Raw genomic sequence first — 20,773 nt, forward strand, 5'->3', positions numbered from 1 at the left:
CGCTGTAACGATATGTGTTTTACATGAATAGTCCGTACGCTGCAAAAACAAGGTCATATTGACGTGCAGCGACTGGGGCACGGAACCCGTGCACTCTGAACAGCCTTCTCACGGCCACCGGTTTTTATTCGTGCCCTTCGCCGATTTGCAAACGCTGGGCTGCTTTCCGTTTCAGGAAGCGGAATAACAAAGTTGCAGCGATCAGCGAAGCCAGCATCAGAAATATAACCAGAATCACCGGACGACTCGACAGATTCCATTTAATCGCAGTCCACAATGGCAGACTGCCGGAATAATAAGTGTCACCAATCAGTGCATTCAATACCTTGTCCCCCTTCACCAGCACCAGATCACCCTGATATTTACTGCGGGTATCCGGCTTGGTCAGGCCATCGGTAATATCCAGCAAGGCAGACGGTGTGCCGGCAGTCAGCACCACCACATTGCGACTGGACGATAAAGGAGATTCAAATTGCATCATCACACCAAATGCCTTACCGGTTGCCGCCAGCATTTCGCCGGAACGACGTTCCAGATTATCGAGATCTTTGCCTTCCCATCGTGCAAGAAAGCGCAGGAAACCAGTTGGCAACTGGAGACGGTTGCCTTTTTCGTTCATGACAAAAGGCATGTATTTTTCCCATGTCTGCAACAGCGGCTGATTACCGGAACTGGCGATCACGATCAGATCCTTATCGCTGAATTTTCCGGTATCACCACCGTGAATCACATTCAGATTCACCGCCGGATAACCAGTTGACTCACCCATGCGTCCCATCAGGTTCAGATAAGTACTGATTTCCTGATTATTGGCACGATCCGGCATCACAATCGCGGTTTCAGAAAGATCGGCGTATTTGGTGAAGGGAAAACCGGCGTTTGCGGTATATGCCAGATTCGGATAGGTCGCGTAATGCGGAATCTGCGAAAAATCGATCGTGGAGTCAGGATCAATCGCGGAACGCACATTATCCAGATAGACATCCTTGCAGGCGCCCTGCTTCGGATAATCGTAAAAGAAGTGGAGTTGCAACTGGTTCTCGGCACCGATCCTGAAGGCCGGAATCTGGATTTCTTCCTGGGCAAAACGATGTTTGTCCTTGAAAAACTGCAGAACGGATTCCTTGATTTTATTTTTCTCAGCATCCATCCCCGATAAAGACAGTGCACGCACAAAACCGTCATTGACGGAGATGTTCAGCGTGGACTTGTCGAGAGTCGGGCGCGGAGTGTAACGGTAACGTAAATCCAGCGGAATACTGTCGTGCTGCCAGGTAAATAAATCCGGTGCCATACGCATATTGATGCGGATCAGATCGGGAGTCAGACCCTTGACCTGCAGGCTATCCATACTGACCAGCTCACCCAGTTTCACAGGGCGAGATGTCGGTATCCAGTTCGGTGCGTCATACGATTTGCGGGCAGCAGGTTCCTTGAAATCGCGAATCAGGGCACTTGGTCCGGCAAACACGGTTTGTCCGAGCGTCAGCGCGCTAACGGCGATTTTCAATTCTGCCTGATCACGACCCAGTACCAGCAATAATTTAGTTTTTGGATTTTGAGGATTGTTAATCACCGTCAGGGTAGGGCCATTAATGACTGGCAGCGAAATGCCGGCAGGCGCTTCCTTGCTGGTGGCAAAAACAATCGCATGCGTTTTGGGTAACTGATCCGCCACAGGGAAGCGGGCGCCGCGATAAGACGCCAGATGACCAAACCAGGAAGCGACGACACCGGCATTGCGCAACACATCCAGCGACGGAGATTGCGGCAGGACAAATGGCAGCTCCAGCAGTCTGGAATCACGGCGATCAAAGAAAGGAGCGGGCAGTAATGACAGATCATTAGCCAGATCAATCTGGTTAACGGTCAGTTCAAGATAGGTTGTATCGCTGATACGGGACCACAGACTGGAATGGTAAGGGTCTTCACAATCACGGGTGTAATGGCCGATAAACCGGAAACTGAGCTGGTTGAAATCAGCAAAAAAACGCGGATCAATCGCATCGTCCCTGACAATACCTTTCGTATTTTCTTTGGGCAAAGGCACAACGCTTGCCAGCTCGTTGTTCACCAGTACCTTGATATGAGACAGCTCAGGAATCAGCGATGGCGAGTAAGCAATACCATAATGAAGTTTGGCAGCAGTAATGATTTCATCGCTGCGAACGGTAAAAGGAAAAGACCGCTCCCCCTCGACACCGCGCAGCTCAACGCTGCCGATCTGCCCCATCTGCTTCAGACTGACGTTATAGGTTTTTTGTCCGGAAGGACTGCTGTTCGCAGCTGAGTCTGACTGTACCGGACTGATCACTTCCTCCGTCGCTGCATCGGCTTTATTCCGCTTCGATTTCGCCTGCACACTCCCATGCCCGGCCAGACTCAATGCGGCGATCATTGCCAGTCCCAGCGTTGATTTCGCGGCACGCTTCCAAGGTAATTTGGCGATTATTTTTTTCACGGTATCAGTTTTGTTAGTTGTATTCATATGCCCGGCGCTATTCTTCAAGTACTGCATTATTCCTGACCCAAATCGTGCAAATCCACGCATGCTGTGGTGTGCAATTTCCTTCAACCCATTCAACGGATGATCGATACTGCGATCATCCGACCAATTCAGCCAGACATCAGCGCGACCAATCGTGCAATTGATTAAACTCATCTGCTGTTCCATATTCAGCTCACCGAACTGCATACTCAGCAGGCGCTCTTTGGAAAACACCACCTTTGCCGGAAACGGACATTCGCCATTTGTTCCATACAAAGAGATCATCACATCGTCACCCTTTGCTGCGGTGACACCTTCCGGCACCCTCAATGACATGCCGCCCATGGAAAAATCTTCCGTTTCACAGACAATCGAATGACCATTCGGCAAACGCAAAATGGCACTCAGAGTTGCACGAACCCGGTGTGAACGGCGGACCTGCCTGGACTCCGTTGCCACGGCCAGCGTGGCTCCCAGAATAACGAGGTTGTACACCGTCCACAGCAAATTCAGAATCACGGTGTCCATTTCATAGGTGTTCCACCAGAGTGCCCGGCCGATACCGATCAGAAAGCCCAGTATATTCAACCCCAGCATAACCAGATAAGGTTTTGAAATCACCCAGTCAAAGTGTTCCTGCTCAACCAGACCACCCTTGGCCGTCACGTTGAATTTACCGAGCTTGGGATTAATCAGCGCCACCAGCGTTGGACGGAAAATATACCAGGCCAGCGTTGCCTCATACACCTCAGCCCAGAAAGAGTGTCGGTGAGCGCCCTGGATACGCGAGTTAGTCAGATTGGCATGCAGCAGATGTGGCAAAGAGTAAGCCGCAATCGTCAGGGCCGACGCCTTGATGATATGTACTTCAAAGAACAGATAGGAAATTGGCGCCAGCAAAAAAACCATACGCGGCAAGCCATAAAAGAAATGCAGCATCGCATTGCTATAACACAGCCGCTGACCAAAGGTGAGCCCTTTTCCGAGCAAAGGATTATCCACCCTGAAAATCTGCGCCATTCCCCGTGCCCAGCGAATACGCTGCCCCACATGGGCGGACAGACTTTCCGTTGCCAGACCGGCAGCCTGCGGCAACGCCAGATAAGCCGTGTTATAGCCGCGGCGCTGCATTTTGAGTGCGGTATGCGCATCTTCAGTCACGGTTTCAACGGCGATTCCACCAATTTCCTCGAGGCAATGTCTGCGCAAAATGGCACAGGATCCGCAAAAAAAGGTTGCATTCCACAAATCATTGCCATCCTGAATCAGACCATAAAACAGTTCACCTTCATTGGGAACATTACGGAAAGTATGCAGGTTTCGCTCAAATGGATCAGGAGATAAAAAATGGTGAGGCGTCTGAACCATGGCGAGTTTAGGGTCGACCAGAAACCAGCCCATGGTGTACTGCAGGAACGATCTGGTCGGCATGTGATCGCAATCAAAAATGGCGACGAATTCCCCCGATGTTCTCTTGAGCGCAGCGTTAATATTACCGGCCTTGGCATGATTATTATCCGGCCGGGTGAAACACTGGACACCCACTTTTGCAGCAAACTCGGCAAATTCAGGTCGACGTCCATCGTCCAGAATAATCACATTGAGCTTATCTTTGGGCCAATCAATACCCAAGGCTGCCATCACGGTCGGCGCGACGACGCTCAGATCTTCGTTGTAGCTTGGTATAAACAAATCCACCACCGGCCAGGTAGACGTATCGGTGGGGAGAATCACCGGTTTGCGTTTCAGCGGCCAGGCTGTCTGCAGATATCCCAGCAACAATACCAGCCATGCGTAAATCTCCGCGCCAATCAGCACCAGTGCGAAAAACAGGTCCAGCAGATTCTCGGTATCGATGGTGTAATTAATGCGCCAGTAAATATAGCGGCTGGTGGCACTGACGGAAAACATCACCATGATCAGTGAAATCAGCGTTCCGGTATATCGCCGCAAATACAAGGCAGTTAAAAATACGGCCGTGGAAAAAAAAGCCTGCAACGGTAAATCCAGCGGGATGCTGATGGCAAACCAGTAAAAGAAGGCGGCAACGACCAGCGCAATGATGCGTGACAATGGCAAATTCCATCCAGACCATTTCACCAGCAGTCGGCTTATCTCGTTGAGCCGGCCATATAAATATCTGGAGTTAAGTATGGAACGCATTAATCAATCAATCCGAAATTTTTCTGCAGCCACGTTGCAAGTTGCTGTATGTCATGCGTTGCCGAGCTGTGTTGAGCATAATAAGACACCGGAGCCTGGCAAGCTAGCGCTTCGCTGACCGCTTCATCGCGGTGTATGGCAGATGCGACAAAACGTTCTTTAAACGTCGCACGCAACATGCCATACACATCCCGGCATAGTTGCTTAGAGGCATCCATTTGATTCAGGACATAGCAACATCCCAGGAAATCGGTACGTTTTTTCGTGTAGAACTCTACCAATGATTCAATCGCTGGCACAGTTGAATAAGAAGCCGCATCAGGGCGCAGCACCACTAAACCGACATGTGCCACGCTCAGTACCTGCTGTAAATAAATACTTGGCCCCGGTGGCGTATCGATCAGCACAATCTGCTCTTCCGGCAGCGCCAGCTCTTGCAGATGAGTACTAAGCCAGAACGGGCTATTCTTAATGCGCTCCTCCAGAATAGCGCGCTGTCCTTCATCGATATTTCCGTATGGCAAAAAATCTACCCCATACTGACTTTGGCAAAGCGCCCCGTGCCATCCGGCGCCGGAAAGATCATTGTCCGACATCCCGGCGGGATCTTCATAAGGCATCCCGAAATGCAAACGTAAGGCATTCTGCGGATCCAGATCCAGCACCGTCACCTTGCCGCCAAAGCGCACCAGTGATGCCGCCAGGTTTGCCGTCACTGTCGTTTTTCCTACCCCGCCTTTCGGAGAAATAACAGCAACAATCCTCATGGTTTAAATATTTTTTTGAAAAATGAATTCACCGTGGAGCGGTCATCCCGTGCTGGTTCCGGCTTGTTGGCAAGACGTTGAAATACCTCGGTAACGGAGTGTTCTTTCGAATATGCTGCATCTGATGGCGCAATGTTTTCGGGGCGACTTGCGCTGATAGTTTCTGTTGTCTTGCCCAATGCCTGAGCTATAAAAGACGGGCTTGGAGCAGTTTCACTGCGGCGTGGCGTTTCAGCAGCAGCTGCCACAGCTTGCGGTTTGTCCGCATAAGGGGCTTCAGTTTCAGTATCCTGTCGTTTCAAAAATACAGGTAATTCCCGGGTGTTCGCAGCGGGAACAGATGTGTCGCTCTCCATGCTAACCGCAGGGTGTGCCGCATGGAACGCAGTCTGGCTGGTGTCTGCATGAGAAAAATGATCAGGCATTGTGTACACGCGAACGTCACGCAACAAAGGCCAGCGCTGCCTGGCCTGCTCACTTTCAGTTTCACGGTTAATTTCCTGGTAGCCGGACCCGGTATGGCCGAATTTCTGAAAAAGATTTTTTACATCATCATCCATAATTTTTTCAACCGTTTCAGCGACGCGCAAAATAATGGGATTCATCCTGCTGTTTTTTGAGCTCATACACAAACAGCTGTCCGTCTTCCGCCGGCTCGCCGCGCTGACACAGGCGCAGCGACTGATCCATGCCGAGCTGCTCAAAAATCTGGGCATAGATTCCTTCCAGCAATGCCGGGGACCAGGGCAGCGCCTCTGCGCCAAAAGCGGCTTTCAACGGGGAAGCATGATGAGCCACAATCAGGCTTTCGCGTTCTTCCATCATTTCTATCCATCCCCAGTTCATCTGAAACAGGATAGCGTTGATGCCGTCTTCCAACGCTTGCAGACTGCTGCCATCCAATGCCTGCCATTGCTTTGCCATGATTCGTCCCAGCTGATGCATCAGCGCCCGCAAATCCCGAACCTCACCTTTCGATGCAAATTCTGCTGAAAAAGCAGCCAAAAATGCCTTCCATTGCGGCGGACATTGCTGCGCTTCGTAATATTGGACATTATTTTTGAACATGCTGAAGACTTCCCTAAGTAACTGTACTGATATTTTATCAGCGGGTATTTGTTACATAAACGGCTTAATTCGTTACAACTTTACCACTTGGACTTATTTACAGTCCAGCACTCAGTCATAGACAAATGTCAACAATCTATACGCAAAATCAGGGATCGCAAACGATCGCGCCGCAGTAGACAGAATCGGAACAGTGAACCTGATCCGGGAAATAAGCATTAATATTTCTACGAGGAAATTTCAATAATCTCACCTCTTTTTGATATACACCTGAAATGCGGGTTTTATCATGGAAAATCCCCGTATCCGGCATGAACGGAGAGGAAAGCAAGAAACAGACTATCAATGACTGGGTCTGACTTATCTGCCAAGGCATTCAGCGACAGATCGAGCACCCGAAAAATGAGGCAGATACAATTCTGCTACAAAATTTCTGCGTCATGAACGGGCTGAATCCATTTAAACAGGCAACCCGGGCAAGGGTATAGCGGCTGCCAGACCTTGAGCTATTTCAGCGCGACGGCGGAAGACGATATGCGATCCAGTCGGCAATGGAGCGGATCGTCTGCGCAGCTGGATTTTCCGGGCGGTAAGAAAGTAACGGCCGTTCATGGGCCAACGCTTCTTCGACTTCCTGATTTTCCTGAACCACATAAGGCACCATCCGCGCCCCAAGGCGATCAGCAATCAATGTCAGCACATCCTGGGCCAGCTGGCGCTCTGCGGTCTGGTTAATGATATAAGCCGATCCGACCTGTCCGGACGGGCGACTGCCGTAGGCAGCAATCAGCTCTTCCATTTCCGGCAAAGTGGAATACGATGCCGCATCAGCCAGCAACACGACCAGCAGGTAATCAGCAGCACGGATCGCCTGTCTTAGATAGACTGATGGCCCCGGCGGAGTATCCAGCAGCACCACCGTATTTTCCGGTAAATTTGTACTCAGTAATTTGTTATATAGCCAGTCGTCCTGTCTTTCCAGTGCATTTTCAAACCGTAAACGCTGCGCTTCGCCGCCATGACCAAAAGGTACAAAATTCACCTGATAAGGGCTGGAATGCATGACACCCGCCAGCCTTGTCCGCGAACCGGTCAGTGCGCTGATTCCTTTACAATCATTCTGATCCAGCCCACCTAAATGCCATTGCATCGCATTTTGCGGGTCGAGATCCACAATCAGCACGGGATAGCCACGCTGGGCAATTCCCACGCCGAGATTGGCAGATAAGGTAGTTTTACCTACGCCGCCTTTGGCGGAAACGACCGCGATTACAAACATGGACAATTTTCCGGAATAAATGTTTTCATCAGGTCAGGCAGTGCCGCCCACAGTCAGGCTGTCAATTCGTAAGCTTGGCTGTCCGACACCCACGGGCAGGCTCTGTCCTTCCTTGCCGCAGACACCGATACCGGCATCAAGTCGTAAATCGTTACCGATCATGGACACATGATTGAGTACCTCCGGACCATTGCCGATCAGTGTCGCGCCCTTGACCGGATACGTCACTTTTCCGTTTTCAATCATGTATGCTTCACTGGCAGAAAAAACGAATTTTCCATTCGTGATATCAACCTGCCCACCGCCAAAATTCACCGCATACAAACCGTTCTTGACCGAAGCGAGAATTTCTTCCGGATCTTTGTCACCGGCCAGCATGTAAGTATTGGTCATGCGCGGCAACGGCAAATGCGCGAACGATTCGCGCCGGGCATTGCCAGTAACCGCCATCTTCATCAGGCGGGCATTCATCGTATCCTGCATATAGCCTTTCAGGATGCCGTCTTCAATCAGGGTATTGCACTGGGTCGGATTACCCTCATCATCCATATTGAGTGAGCCACGGCGCTGCTTCATCGTGCCATCATCCACCACCGTCACGCCTCTGGCGGCTACACGTTCACCGATACGACCGGAAAACGTGCTCGAACCTTTGCGGTTAAAGTCGCCTTCCAGTCCGTGCCCGACCGCTTCATGCAGTAAAACACCCGGCCAGCCCGGCCCCAGCACCACAGTCATCGGGCCTGCCGGCGCAGGACGAGCTTCCAGATTGACCAGCGCCGACTTCACGGCTTCTTCCGCATACTGCTCCAGCAATACATCGGTGAAGTACGCATAATCGTAACGGCCGCCGCCACCGCTGGAACCCATTTCGCGTCGGCCATTCTGTTCAGCAATGACCGTCAGCGAGATCCGGACCAGAGGGCGGATATCAGCCGCAATCACACCGTCGCTGCGCGCGACCAGCACCACATCATATTCTCCGGCCAGTCCAGCCATCACCTGCACGATACGGGGATCTTTGGCCCTGGCGATTTTTTCTATGCGTTCCAGCAAGCGGACTTTCTGATTGGCGTCGAGTGAGTTCAAGGGATCATCCGGCAAATAGAGCTGATGTCCCTGAACATCGCGTATGGAGGATGCCACCTTGATTCTGCCTGCCCCCTGTGCAGCAATCGTTCTGGTAGCCATGGCGGCATCGTTCAACGCTTTTTCAGAGATTTCGTCTGAATAGGCAAATGCAGTTTTGTCCTTCGATACAGCACGTACCCCCACGCCCTGATCAATAGAAAAACTGCCGGTCTTGACGATGCCTTCTTCCAGACTCCAGCCTTCGCTGCGGGTAAACTGAAAATACAAGTCTGCATAGTCGACACGATGGGTCAGCATGGAGCCAAATACTTTCAACAACCGGTTCTCATCCAGACCAAACGGCGTCAATAAAATTTCTCTGGCGATGGCAAGATGATTCAGGGCGGGGTCAACGGAAAACATAGTCAATAGTTCACACAAAATGATTCAAGACTTGTATTGTAAAGCAACTTGGAAAACGCTGGCCGTCGATACGGAATACCCTGCAATCCAGGACATGGTTCCTTACCATATTTGACGATGTTTAAGCGCCGGCAGGCTCTGCCGGATATTCCGGATCACTTCCGTATCAAGCTCACCGCTGACAAACCCTTCGCCTTCCGGCAACACCGCAAGTACCTTGCCCCACGGATCGATCAGCATACTATGCCCCCATGTACGGCGCCCGTTCTGATGCACCCCACCCTGACCGGAAGCCAGTACATAACACTGGTTTTCGATGGCTCTGGCACGTAGCAGAATCTCCCAGTGGGCCTGCCCGGTGGTATAGGTAAACGCAGCCGGAACGACGATCAGCGCACACGGCCGCATGGCGCGGTACAACTCGGGAAAACGCAGGTCGTAACAAATGGATAATCCAACTTGTCCCAGCTCCAGATCAAATGCGGCGACCTGATGGCCGGGGGTAATGGTGCGCGACTCTTCGTATGATTCTTCGCCTTTGGTAAAACCGAATAAATGCATTTTGTCGTAACGGGCACAGACTGTGCCTTCCGGATTCCAGACCAGCGTGGTGTTCAATACTTTCCCCGGCTCCGGCGATTGCATGGGAATCGTGCCACCGATCAGCCAGACCTTCAGAGTTCGCGCCATCTCCGCCAGAAATGATTGCATGGGCCCCGTTCCGGCAGGTTCGGCAATATCGAGCTTATCGGTGTCACGCAATCCCATTAATGGCCAGTATTCCGGCAACAGCAATAATTGCGCACCGTCTTCTGCTGCCTCAATCAACAAGCAGCGGGCAGTGGCGATGTTGTGCTCCAGATCGGCACCGGAAATCATCTGGATCGCTGCAATTTTCATTCGTCCCCCTTATTTATAGCCGGCTGCCCATGCGTGGCGGCAAGCTCACCACTATCAAACCGCTCCAGCTTTTTGACCACCGGATCCTTCCACGGACCGCTAATCAGATATTCGAAAGTAAATGCTTTCGCCAGCGGTTCGCGCAAAAACAGCTGTGCCAGAAAGGTTCCGAGTCCAATCACCGGATTAACTGCCAGCCCATACACTACCGAAGCCGCACCGGCATTAATGACAGGAATCACGACTACGTGCAGTTGCTGCGATTCGCGCACAATATCGGCTTGCCCGCTCATCACGACGGTGGCATTCACACCCCGCATCTTCAGATTATCCGTTTTTGCAATTCCCTGCTGAATCCGGGCTGTGCCAGTGATGGCATCAAAAGCAAACCCTTCTGAAAAAATGTCCCTGAAGTCGAGCGTCAGACGACGTGGCAACGACTGCATACTGAGCACGCCGAGTAGTTTGGCAGCACCCGGGTCGACTTTCAAAAATTGCCCTGCCGAGAGATCCAGCTTCACCTTGCCGTTCATGCTGGGAATATCCATCTCGAATGGCAATCCGGCCCAGCGGATATCTCCTTCCAGACGACCGCGGCCACCGCTCAGTACATGCGGGAAACCCAACCGTTCCAGCAACTGGCCACTATTGGCAATATCGAGCACATAATCAAGCTGGGTATTGCCATCGTCATTGCGGCTGCTCCATTTGCCGCTGGCGCGTAATTCCGCATCGGGATTCTTCAGCCAGACTTTGTTCAACAGCCATTCACTGGCGCCGGCATTTGTCTGATTGCCGGCCTGCAGCTCCAGTCGTCCCAGCTTCCTATCCAGCAATTCAAACTGTTCGGCTACGATATCCAATCCGGGAATTTGCGTTCCGGCGTTTTTTCCTTCCAGCAGGTCACTGACTTCCGATGCTGCAGAATGCGGAATGATCAGTTTGCTGAGCCGGGCTGAAATATTGCCGGGACCAGGCCGCGCCGGATTATCAGTCCAGCTGAAGTGGCCGGAAACCTGCCGGGCATCAATGTTGGCCTGCCAGGTATCATTCAGATGTGAGACGCCGAGTACCACCTGATCGAGCTGTTTACCCAGAATGTGAAGTTGCCCGGTACGCACCGCCATCACGCTGGCATCGAGGTATGGACGGATATCCAGACTGACAGCGCCGGTACTGCGGTTGTCACCAGCGGAATTGCTGCCCGCCGACAGACCAGTCAGCGCCCGCCATTCATCGGCCTGCAGAACCGGCGTGTCAATATTCACGACCAGACCGGCAGCCGGTTCGGGTGCCGCGGCATTCACGCCGATCCCGCCACGCACCACCTGCCAAGTGGCAGCTTTGTCGGCAGCCTTTTTCCGCCAGTAACGGGCATGCAGCAAGTTCCCCAGATTCACCCGTAGCTCGTCCTGCCAGATGGTGCTGTCTGCAGAAACCTGTGGCTGGATATCGATGCGCAAGGGCAGCAATTCGGCACTGTTCTTTTTTAACGGTGCAGGAAAATTCAGCGCCAGTCCCTGCAAACCGGATTCAATCACGATTTCCGGTAATTGTTTTTTCACATTGATACTGGCGGTATACCTTGTCGTGCCGCTGACCCGACCACTGAGCTGCTCGCGGTAAGTTGCAGGCAGGAACTGCGACAAGCCTTCACCCGTGGCGCTGCCATCAAGCCGGATGCGGATACTGCTATCTTTTTGCGATCCGCCGCTGATCGCGACCGGGCCGCCCAGCGCATAGCCCTTCAGCGTTCCCAGATTCACACCGCGCTCATTAAACTCCAGCCTGCCACTGGCAGCGCTGACCACAGGAATGCCAGGCTGCAGCGCGACTTCATTGTTCATCAGTTGCAACGCCCCCTGGACTTTGGCATCGATCAAATGCTGCAAAGGTAATTGCAGTTTCAGATTCAGCGCGGCGGCAGAACCAGCTTTTGTTTCATCCAGAAAATGCCCCAGCCAGCCGCTGACCGGACTGGCTGCCACATATCCGAGCATGTTCTGCAGGCTGCCGCCGACATTGCCTTCAATATTCAGCACCGAGCCGCTGGTCAGCAGATCGGGAATTACTGCCTTCACCTTGCGCAATTCAACGCCCTGTGATTTCGCGGTATCGCCATGAATTTCCATGCGGGCGCGATCGAAAATAAAACTGCCATTGATATCGTCAATCACTGGCCAGAGCGCCGTTTTTCCGTTGTCGGATAACGCGCCGGCAGTGAAATCGAGTTTGCCACCGCTGAGGTTGCCCTTCACCAGAAATTCACCTTTGCCGCGGGCATGCGCATCGCTGGCAGAAAACGGAAAATAGGCCAGATCGCCTTTAATCCTGACACTGACATCATCGGCGCGGCCATCCAGAATGCCCCGGGTCAGCCAGTGCCGCAAATCCTCTTCGGCCACCGTCGGAATATAGCGATCCAGTTGTTTCAGATCGAAGCCCTGAATATGCACATTCAGATCAACCTCTCCTGGCTGCGGCTGCGCTGACTGCCGCATCGGCAGCACATGCCGGCCGCTCAGACTGGCATGCATACTGTCTTGTACCATGTCCATTTTTGCGATCTGGAACAGCAGTTTGTCGTCCTTGTCAAATTTCCAGCTGGCCTGCATCTGCAGCCGGTTAAACGGCATCAGGGGGTCAACAAAATAGCTCGACAGCCGCAGCGACAGATCGCGTGAATCCAGTGCGAAATGCCCGTCCTGATCATTGGCATCAATCGTGCCGGACAGATTTTCAAATCCGGGAATGGCGGGCACCGCCGCCTTGGCCGGGTTGCGCGCCGTCTTAGGGCGGGCCAGCTGTGCTGCCTGCGGCGCCATGGAGAGCTGGATAAATTCCCCCTTGACTTTATAGGCAGCGATTTCCGGGTAACTTCCCTGCCAGTTGGCGGAAAACTCCTTTAACTGGCCTTTCGGTGCAAAGTCCGCCAGCATCTGGCGCTGGTCTGCAGGAAGCGGCAGGTGTTCTGCAAAATTGGCGAGCATCTCCAGATCAAGGAATTTAGCATACAGCTCAACCCGTTCCGGCTGCCCATTGCTGCCGGGGGTAAAACTTTCCCTGATGGTGGTGGCGGGCATAGTCATGCCGTCACGGCCTTTCATGGAAAAATTTTCCAGCGCAATGGTGTGGCCTGCCTTGCCGAAAATCGACGGCAGGTATTTTTTGCCAAGATCGATTTTTTCGCTGGCAATCACCCGCCCACTGATTTCGCTCATGTCCAGTTCGGGCAGATCGCGCCCCAGCTTTCCCTGCACGTTGCTGAGTTTCAGATCTGCCGTGAGATCAGCCACCCGCCCGCGTTCCCAGCGCAGCCAGGAACGGACCGAGCCAAAACCGCGCTGGATCAGAACCGGGTAATCCACATACGCGCTCAGCTGATTCAGATCCGTCTGATGCAGATCGACATACAGATCCCCGGCCCAGATATTAAAATCGGAAATTTTGCGGGTAAACGCCGGATGCAGCATATCCCCCCGGATGTCCAGCGGTGCAGACAGTCCCGCCGCCGGCGTGGCACGCAATGCAAAGCGATGATGCCGCCACTGATTCTGCAACAGCAGATTTACTTGCCTCAGTTGCAGTTCAGGAGCCTGACGGTATTGGTCGTTCCAGCGCAACAAGCCATCGTGGATCACGATCTGATGCTGCTCCAGCACCCAGTCCAGTCCTTTGCCATCGCCGCTTTGCCGGGGATCGATCAGGAAACCGCCGATGTAAATCTGCCCGCCGGCATCCCTTTGCATGTTCAGGACAGGTCGATTTAACTCTATGCGATTGAATCGCAGGTTGGCGACCATCAGCGACCACCAGGACAAGGTCGTCCGGATTTCCGGCAGGGCCAGCGCGGCCTGACCGTTCTGATCGTGCAGCACCACGTTTTCCAGCACCAGTTGCGGATTCATTCCCTGCCAGGAAGCCTGCAATGCCTGAATGGTGACGACGCGTCCAATGCTGCGGCTGACCAGCTGTTCTACCTGCGGCTTGTAATTTGCGACCTGGGGGAGCAGAACATAGCGTGATACCAGAATCAGCGCGACAAATAAAAAATACAACACCAGCGCCAGACGCAAGAACCAGCGCAGGCAGCCACCGCAGGCAAACCACAGGTGCGTGCCTGCCCGCTGCCATACCGGCGGGCGGGCGGCCTGTTCTGCGCTATGCGGGGAAGATGCGTCTTCTGTCATGCTATCGCGGCACATCAGACAGCAACAATCCGGCATCTGCCATTGCTGGGTAAACCACTGCTTTCAACATACTCCCCTGTATTTTTTAAAATTTCAGCCGCTTGTCAGCACCAATGAAGGACCAAAAAACATACTCCCCTAGAGTATATTTCACTCATCTTACCGTTCCGTCAGAAAACCCAAGGTAAAATCCTGCCGGCAACGCGCAGATGCCTTAGAATCAGTTTTCATCTTATTCTGCAACTGCCGGCCTGCTCTGACATGACATCAACCACCGATATTTTTCTGACTTCCCGTTTTTTACAACGCTGGCTGCAAGCCTCGGACGAACGCCCATCGGTACTGCACACAGCCTCTGAATTATCCTTGAGCCCGGCGATTTTTGCTCAGATTTTACAAAAAGAAATTTCCGGTGGCGCCAGTCTGAACAAAGCCATGCGCCGGCTGCGCAATCTGGTGATCTGCACCCTGATACGGCGCGATCTGTCCGGAGCGGTAAATTTCCATGAAGTGGTGACGACTATCAGCGAATTCGCCGACTTTGTCGTGCAACAGCATCTGGCGGCGCTCGATGCCGAGTGTCAGGCACTGTACGGCATCCCGATCGGGCAGGACAGCGGTACAGCACAGGAACTGGTCGTGCTGGGCATGGGCAAGCTGGGAGGTTATGAACTCAATGTCTCTTCCGATATCGACCTGATTTTCTGCTATGCCGAAGATGGTGAAACCCGCGCCACCGATGACTCCCAGCGCAGTTTATCCAATCATGAATATTTTAGCCGTCTTGGCAGGAAACTGATTGCAGCTATTTCTGAAATCACCGAAGACGGCTTCAGTTTCCGGGTCGACATGGCCTTGCGTCCGAACGGCGCGTCCGGCCCGCTGGTCGCCAGCTTTGCGATGGTGGAAGAATATTTCCTGATTCAGGGGCGTGAATGGGAGCGCTATGCCTGGATCAAGGCACGCGCCATGACCGGCAAGGCGGATGATATTACAGCATTGGAAAAAATTATCCGGCCTTTCGTCTACCGGCGTTATCTCGATTACGGCGCGATCGACGCATTGCGCTCCATGCATGCACAAATCCGGGCCGAAGTTGTACGCCAGGAAACCCGCCATCCGGAACGCAGCAACAATGTCAAACTGGGGCGTGGCGGCATCCGTGAAATCGAGTTTCTGGCGCAGGTATTCCAGTTGATCCGCGGCGGACGCGACCTGCAGCTGCGCGACCGCTCAACCCGTCACACGCTGGAAACCCTCGCCACTAAAGGCATTCTGGACAAACAGATAGTACAGGGACTGCTGAATTCCTATACCTTTCTGCGCAACCTGGAACACCGCCTGCAATATCTGGATGATGCCCAGACCCACACTTTTCCGGTTGCGGCGGAAGATCAGCAGCGCATTGCAGTCATGATGCGCTATCAGAATGTGCAGCAACTGCTGGATGAACTGGGCTGCCACCGCCAGTTTGTGGCCGAACAGTTTGATGCCATTTTCAAAGAAAAATCCGGCTCTGCCGCCGATCAGACTTCCGGCCTGCTCAGCAATCATCTGGATGCCGCAGAAAATGCCGATGCGCTGGCAGGGCAATTCGCCGGCGCCGGCTTCCAGGAAGCGCAAGATGCAGCCCGACGCCTGCTGGCAAGCTGGCAGTCACCGCGCATACAGGCCTTGTCAGAAAGTAACCGCAACAAGCTGGTCGCCTTGCTGAATCAGGCATCCGGACTGGTCGGAAAACTGCAGGAAAATCAGCTGACCTGCTGGAATCGCCTGCTCGACTTTATGGAAACCATCGCACGCCGTTCCGCCTACCTGTCACTGCTGACGGAATACCCGCATACCCTGGCCCGGGTGATCCGGATGATGGAAGCCAGCGACTGGGCCGCCAAGTTTCTGACCCGTCACCCTATCCTGCTCGATGAACTGCTGGATGAATCCGTCCTGCATCAGCACCCCGACTGGCGCCACTTCGAGCAGGAGCTGCAACGCCAGTTGCAACATCATCAGGGCGATACCGAAAGACAAATGGAGACCCTGCGCGAAATGCACCATGCCATGCAATTCCGCTTACTGGCGCAGGATCTGGAAGGCGAGCTGACCGTGGAACACCTGGCCGACGGTCTGTCTCAGCTGGCGGATCTGATCGTTGCCGCCACCATCCAGGCTGTCTGGCAAACCATCGCCAGCCGTCACCGCGACGTGCCCCGTTTTGCGGTCATCGCCTATGGAAAACTGGGTGGCAAAGAGCTGGGTTATGCCTCCGATCTGGATGTTATTTTCCTCTACGACGACGACGATCAGGAAGCGCCGGCCAATTACGCAAAACTGGCGCAACGCTTCATTACCTGGATGACCAGTCACACGCCGGCGGGCATCCTGTTTGATATCGACATCGCACTGCGGCCTGACGGTGCAAGCGGTTTGCTGGTGTCGTCGGTTCAGTCTTTTTCCCGCTATCAGGAAAAATCCGCCTGGTTATGGGAGCATCAGGCGCTGACCCGGGCACGTTTCTGCGCAGGAGACAGCACAATCGGCGCCGCATTTGAAGCAATCCGCACCGATGTATTGTGCCAGCAGCGCGATCCGGCGACGCTGACGCAGGAAGTCATCAGCATGCGGAAGAAAATGCACGATGCTCATCTGAACCGCAGTGATTTATTCGATCTGAAACATGATGCCGGCGGCATGATTGATATTGAATTCATCGTGCAATATCTGGTGCTCAAATATGCGTATCAATACCCGCAACTGACAGCCAATATTGGCAATATAGCTCTGCTGAAACGATGTGGCGAACTACAATTGATTGATCCGGAACTGGCAGAAAAAACTGCCCGTGCTTACCGCTGGTTTCGCAAGTTACAGCACGGCATCCGGCTACAGGGAGCAGACCGTGCGCGGGTAGTTGCCACCCGGGTGACACACGAGGTCGGAGCAACCCGGCAATTATGGGCCAGTCTGTTTCCATCTGGATGACATGCTGGCCCAACAACGACAATCAAGACCGGTCAACAGCTACCGGGATTTTCAACATGAGTCATGACAGCACAAGGGCGTACCAAAACAAAAGCCGGATTTCATCATCCGGCTTTTGTTTTGCAAAGAGGAAATCACGTCCCCCACAACAGACTGATAATTATGCTTAAATTTGCGGTGGCGTTTTCGCCGTTGCTGTCGTCGTTGTTTCCAGCCATTTCTTAATGCGACCTGCATCGGCCAGCCGCGAATATTTGCCTTTTGAATCCAGGAACACCATGACAATCGCACGCCCCTCGATCATCGCCTGCATCACCAGGCAACGACCCGCCTCAGTAATGTAACCCGTTTTCTGCAAGCCGATTTCCCAGGCTGGATTCGAGACCAGTTTATTCGATGTTCCATATTCGAGCTGATGGCCACCCGTATTGACCGTATACCGCGAATCAGTCGAATACTCACGAATCACGGGATGCTGATAAGCCGCATTCACCAGCCGCACCAGGTCTTTAGCGCTGGCGCGGTTCTGGCTGGACAATCCACTGGAATCAACGTAATGCGTCTCCGTCATACCGAGCTGTTTGGCCTTGGCATTCATGGCGCTCACAAACGCTGGCAAGCCGCCCGGATAATTACGACCAAGCGCAGAGGCTGCCCGGTTTTCGGAACTCATCAGCGCAATATGCAACATGTCGGCACGCGACAGTTTGGCACCGATTTTCAATCGCGAACCTGTACCTTTTTCTTTATCAATGTCGTCCGTAGTGATCTCAATCAGCTCATTCATGTCCTGATTGGCTTCCACTACTACCAGACTGGTCATCAGCTTGGTAATCGATGCAATCGGTAACGAGACATCCGGATTTTTTTCGAATAAAACTTTTGAGCTGGCCTGATCCACCACATACGCTACGTTGGACTGCAGCGCGAGAGGATCATGCGTATGCTTTAAGCCAGCGGTATCCCCGACACTGGCTTTTTCGACCACGATCGGCGCGACAGCAGCAATCGCAGCACCTGCAACCAGCCGGCGTTTACCATTCACCGTCACATAATGCCTGGCGGGCTTCGCCGCCACATGGGTCACGCGTTTATGGACGATATGTTTTTTATGTTGTGCCGGCTGACTATCCGTTGCATGCGCCAATACGGGCAATAGTGCGATCAGAGAAACAATGAGAGCCTGGCGAGCCTGATGGGCAAATTTCACTTTCAACAACTCCTCAAATAAAATGTGCCAAAAAATTCAGTGCAGTGTAGCAAATTTATGAAATATCGCAAGCGAATTAAAGACTTAGCGCAATGTATTGAAGTCCCGGCTTACCTTAAAAACTGTACGAAAGCCGCGAGGTCATCGCGCTCCGTCACCAGACTGTTTTCAATTTTCGACATATCTGCATAACCCAGCGCCATCCCGCAAACCAGCATTTCATTCGCTGGCAGCATCAGTTCGTCGCGGATAATCTGGTGATATTGGGTAAATGATGCCTGAGGGCAAGTATCGAGCCCTCTGGCTTTTGCCGCCAGCATAATATTCTGCAGGAACATCCCGTAATCCAGCCAGGAACCCTGCTCCATGACACGATCAATCGTAAAAATCAGACCGACAGGCGCATCAAAAAACGCATAGTTACGGCCATGCTGGACATGCATGCCTTGCTTATTGTCCCGTCCCAGCCCGAGCAAAGAATATAGATCCCATCCGACTTTGCGCCGCCGTTCCAGATAAGGCGTCACCCACTTCACTGGATAGTAGTTATATTCCTCGCGGTGGCCATTCTCAGCAAGGGGCAAATGGTGTGCCTGCAAAATGCTATCAGACAATGTTTTCAGGCGCTCGCCTTGCAACACATACACCTTCCAGGGCTGCGTGTTGCTGCCCGAAGGCGCGCGCGATGCGACCGTCAGGATGGAGCGGATATCGTCAGTATCGATTTCCGTTTTTAAAAACGCCCGGATTGAGCGACGCCCGGTAATGACCTGATCAACACATTGCTGAGTCGGTGTTTCTATCATGCTGCCTCTCTCTGTATAGATTCCAATATTTGACGTAATGCAGAAGGTATCGAGACCGGACGACGGCTGCTACGATCGACATACACATGAACGAAATGCCCCTGCGCTGAAGCGATATCTTCATTTTCCTTAAAGATTCCCACCTCATAACGGACACTGGAGTTTCCCAGCCGGGTCACGGCAACTCCGGCAACTACCTTTTCAGGGAATGCGACTGAGGAAAAATAATGACACTGCGTTTCGATCACCAGCCCGATCACTTCACTTTTCTCCACATCCAGCACCTGGTTGCTGATCAAAAACTGATTCACGATGGTGTCAAACCAGCTGTAATAGACCACGTTATTCACGTGTCCATATGCATCGTTATCCATCCAGCGGGTCGTGATGTCGTGAAAATAGCCAAATTCACACCGTTTTTTTGCCTGTATTTTCATCGGAAAATGTGGATCAGATACCACAGAGAAAAAATCAGACTAAAAGTCTAACATAAGCGATTCAATTCATTTAGCGGTCATAAATCTGACCGACAATGGATGTCGGAGAAATTTACATTTCTTCAAGTAAATTCATAAAAATTAAATTTCACTGATGACACAGCTAAATGCGTCAAAATAATTTGCAACGCACAATCAATGATTGATTTAGTCTTATAAATCAATATAATACAAATGACGCATCGCACAATTTAATGTAAAAAATTTACTTTTATTTATTAGACAAACCAGCTTCATCTTTGCTTACTTCCTCTTTTTAGGAGATTGCTATGTTTTCCGTACCAGAACAATTTTCGGCCGCTACTAAAGCTAATTTTGATGCACAACTCGCCCTGTTTTCATCTCTGAGCGGCAAAGCATTTGAGGGTGTTGAGAAATTAATCGAGCTGAACCTGAATGCAGTCAAAAGCTCGCTGGAAGAATCTGCGGCACACACCAAACAGTTGCTGGCAGCCAAAGACCCACAGGAATTCTTCACATTGAGCAGCGCCCAGACACAGCCGAATGCGGAAAAATTCCTCGCATACAGCCGTCACCTGGGAGCCATTGCTTCCGAAGCACAGGCTGAAATCACCCATGCTGCAGAAGCGCAGATCCTGGAAAATAACCGTAAAATCCAGTCCCTGTTCGACGAAGTGTCCAAAAATGCACCTGCCGGCACAGAACAGATCGTTTCTTTTTTCAAGACAGCGATGAACAACGCCAACAGCGGCTACGAGCAATTAAGCAAGACCACCAAACAGGCGGTTGAAGCTATCGAAGCAAACATGAACAACACAGTCAATCAACTGACGCAGGCGACAGCCAAAGCTACTCCACGCGCAGCAGCCAAGAAGTAATTCTGGCAGAGTAATGCCTGGCAAATCACTCATGAAGTGTCCAAGCCAGGTAGCAGAAACATAAAAAAAGCCCCTATGAGGGGCTTTTTTATT

General features: G+C 52.3%; 13 protein-coding genes. 2 read left to right on the plus strand and 11 right to left on the minus strand.

Annotated features, from left to right (window positions below):
- Positions 1-124: 124 nt before the first annotated feature.
- From bcsA to HV832_RS05090, 8 genes are all read right to left on the minus strand, one after another.
- Complete coding sequence (bcsA, locus tag HV832_RS17575; RefSeq protein WP_176802448.1) at positions 125-4,651, minus strand: UDP-forming cellulose synthase catalytic subunit; 4,527 nt, start codon at positions 4,649-4,651, stop codon at positions 125-127.
- Entirely contained in the window at positions 4,651-5,418 is a 768-nt protein-coding gene (bcsQ, locus tag HV832_RS05060; protein ID WP_176802449.1) for a cellulose biosynthesis protein BcsQ, read from the minus strand. The genes bcsA and bcsQ (HV832_RS05060) overlap by 1 nt, the downstream gene beginning before the upstream one ends.
- Positions 5,415-6,023, minus strand: coding sequence for a cellulose biosynthesis protein BcsP (gene bcsP, locus HV832_RS05065; protein WP_176802450.1), 609 nt, complete (start codon positions 6,021-6,023; stop codon positions 5,415-5,417). Before bcsP ends, bcsQ (HV832_RS05060) begins: the two co-directional genes overlap by 4 nt.
- Positions 5,995-6,486 (minus strand): cellulose biosynthesis protein BcsD, encoded by a 492-nt coding sequence (bcsD, locus tag HV832_RS05070; RefSeq protein WP_176802451.1) that lies wholly within the window; start codon positions 6,484-6,486, stop codon positions 5,995-5,997. The genes bcsP and bcsD overlap by 29 nt, the downstream gene beginning before the upstream one ends.
- 511 nt (positions 6,487-6,997) lie before the next feature.
- Positions 6,998-7,765: a cellulose biosynthesis protein BcsQ gene (gene bcsQ / locus HV832_RS05075; RefSeq protein ID WP_176802452.1), complete on the minus strand. Its 768-nt coding sequence runs from the start codon at positions 7,763-7,765 to the stop codon at positions 6,998-7,000.
- 33 nt (positions 7,766-7,798) lie between these two features.
- Positions 7,799-9,259, minus strand: coding sequence for a metalloprotease TldD (gene tldD, locus HV832_RS05080; protein WP_176802453.1), 1,461 nt, complete (start codon positions 9,257-9,259; stop codon positions 7,799-7,801).
- 102 nt (positions 9,260-9,361) lie between these two features.
- Positions 9,362-10,159: a carbon-nitrogen hydrolase family protein gene (locus tag HV832_RS05085; protein ID WP_176802454.1), complete on the minus strand. Its 798-nt coding sequence runs from the start codon at positions 10,157-10,159 to the stop codon at positions 9,362-9,364.
- Positions 10,156-14,349, minus strand: a complete 4,194-nt coding sequence (locus tag HV832_RS05090; protein ID WP_176802455.1) for a YhdP family protein — start codon at positions 14,347-14,349, stop codon at positions 10,156-10,158. The genes HV832_RS05085 and HV832_RS05090 overlap by 4 nt, the downstream gene beginning before the upstream one ends.
- A 261-nt stretch (positions 14,350-14,610) precedes the next feature.
- Between HV832_RS05090 and glnE the strand changes: the two genes are divergently transcribed.
- Positions 14,611-17,328, plus strand: coding sequence for a bifunctional [glutamate--ammonia ligase]-adenylyl-L-tyrosine phosphorylase/[glutamate--ammonia-ligase] adenylyltransferase (gene glnE, locus HV832_RS05095; protein ID WP_176802456.1), 2,718 nt, complete (start codon positions 14,611-14,613; stop codon positions 17,326-17,328).
- Between the two features lie 166 nt (positions 17,329-17,494).
- On the opposite strand, the gene pbpG is transcribed toward glnE, so the two are convergent.
- The 3 genes from pbpG to HV832_RS05110 all read right to left on the minus strand — a co-directional run bounded on the left by pbpG (position 17,495) and on the right by HV832_RS05110 (position 19,781).
- Positions 17,495-18,544, minus strand: a complete 1,050-nt coding sequence (pbpG, locus tag HV832_RS05100) for a D-alanyl-D-alanine endopeptidase (protein ID WP_176802457.1) — start codon at positions 18,542-18,544, stop codon at positions 17,495-17,497.
- 104 nt (positions 18,545-18,648) lie between these two features.
- The gene (locus HV832_RS05105; protein ID WP_176802458.1) at positions 18,649-19,344 is read right to left on the minus strand and encodes a nitroreductase; all 696 of its coding nucleotides are present in this window, start codon (positions 19,342-19,344) and stop codon (positions 18,649-18,651) included.
- Entirely contained in the window at positions 19,341-19,781 is a 441-nt protein-coding gene (locus HV832_RS05110; protein ID WP_176802459.1) for an acyl-CoA thioesterase, read from the minus strand. Before HV832_RS05110 ends, HV832_RS05105 begins: the two co-directional genes overlap by 4 nt.
- A 329-nt stretch (positions 19,782-20,110) precedes the next feature.
- Here HV832_RS05110 and HV832_RS05115 point away from each other — a divergent pair, with 329 nt between their 5' ends.
- Positions 20,111-20,680, plus strand: coding sequence for a phasin family protein (locus tag HV832_RS05115; protein WP_176802460.1), 570 nt, complete (start codon positions 20,111-20,113; stop codon positions 20,678-20,680).
- Positions 20,681-20,773: the final 93 nt, after the last annotated feature.

Source organism: Cognatundibacterium oligocarboniphilum (genome assembly GCF_013377855.1).
In the GTDB taxonomy this organism is placed as follows: Bacteria; Pseudomonadota; Gammaproteobacteria; order Burkholderiales; family Burkholderiaceae_D; genus Undibacterium; species Undibacterium oligocarboniphilum.

Excerpts from the sequence above, each read along its gene's own strand:
- HV832_RS05105 (WP_176802458.1), bottom strand. The coding sequence starts at position 19,344 with ATGATAGAAACACCGACTCAGCAATGTGTTGATCAGGTCATTACCGGG.
- bcsQ (WP_176802449.1), bottom strand. The coding sequence starts at position 5,418 with ATGAGGATTGTTGCTGTTATTTCTCCGAAAGGCGGGGTAGGAAAAACG.
- tldD (WP_176802453.1), bottom strand. The coding sequence starts at position 9,259 with ATGTTTTCCGTTGACCCCGCCCTGAATCATCTTGCCATCGCCAGAGAA.
- glnE (WP_176802456.1), top strand. The coding sequence starts at position 14,611 with ATGACATCAACCACCGATATTTTTCTGACTTCCCGTTTTTTACAACGC.
- bcsP (WP_176802450.1), bottom strand. The coding sequence starts at position 6,023 with ATGAATCCCATTATTTTGCGCGTCGCTGAAACGGTTGAAAAAATTATG.
- HV832_RS05115 (WP_176802460.1), top strand. The coding sequence starts at position 20,111 with ATGTTTTCCGTACCAGAACAATTTTCGGCCGCTACTAAAGCTAATTTT.
- HV832_RS05090 (WP_176802455.1), bottom strand. The coding sequence starts at position 14,349 with ATGACAGAAGACGCATCTTCCCCGCATAGCGCAGAACAGGCCGCCCGC.
- bcsQ (WP_176802452.1), bottom strand. The coding sequence starts at position 7,765 with ATGTTTGTAATCGCGGTCGTTTCCGCCAAAGGCGGCGTAGGTAAAACT.
- HV832_RS05110 (WP_176802459.1), bottom strand. The coding sequence starts at position 19,781 with ATGAAAATACAGGCAAAAAAACGGTGTGAATTTGGCTATTTTCACGAC.
- HV832_RS05085 (WP_176802454.1), bottom strand. The coding sequence starts at position 10,159 with ATGAAAATTGCAGCGATCCAGATGATTTCCGGTGCCGATCTGGAGCAC.
- bcsD (WP_176802451.1), bottom strand. The coding sequence starts at position 6,486 with ATGTTCAAAAATAATGTCCAATATTACGAAGCGCAGCAATGTCCGCCG.
- bcsA (WP_176802448.1), bottom strand. The coding sequence starts at position 4,651 with ATGCGTTCCATACTTAACTCCAGATATTTATATGGCCGGCTCAACGAG.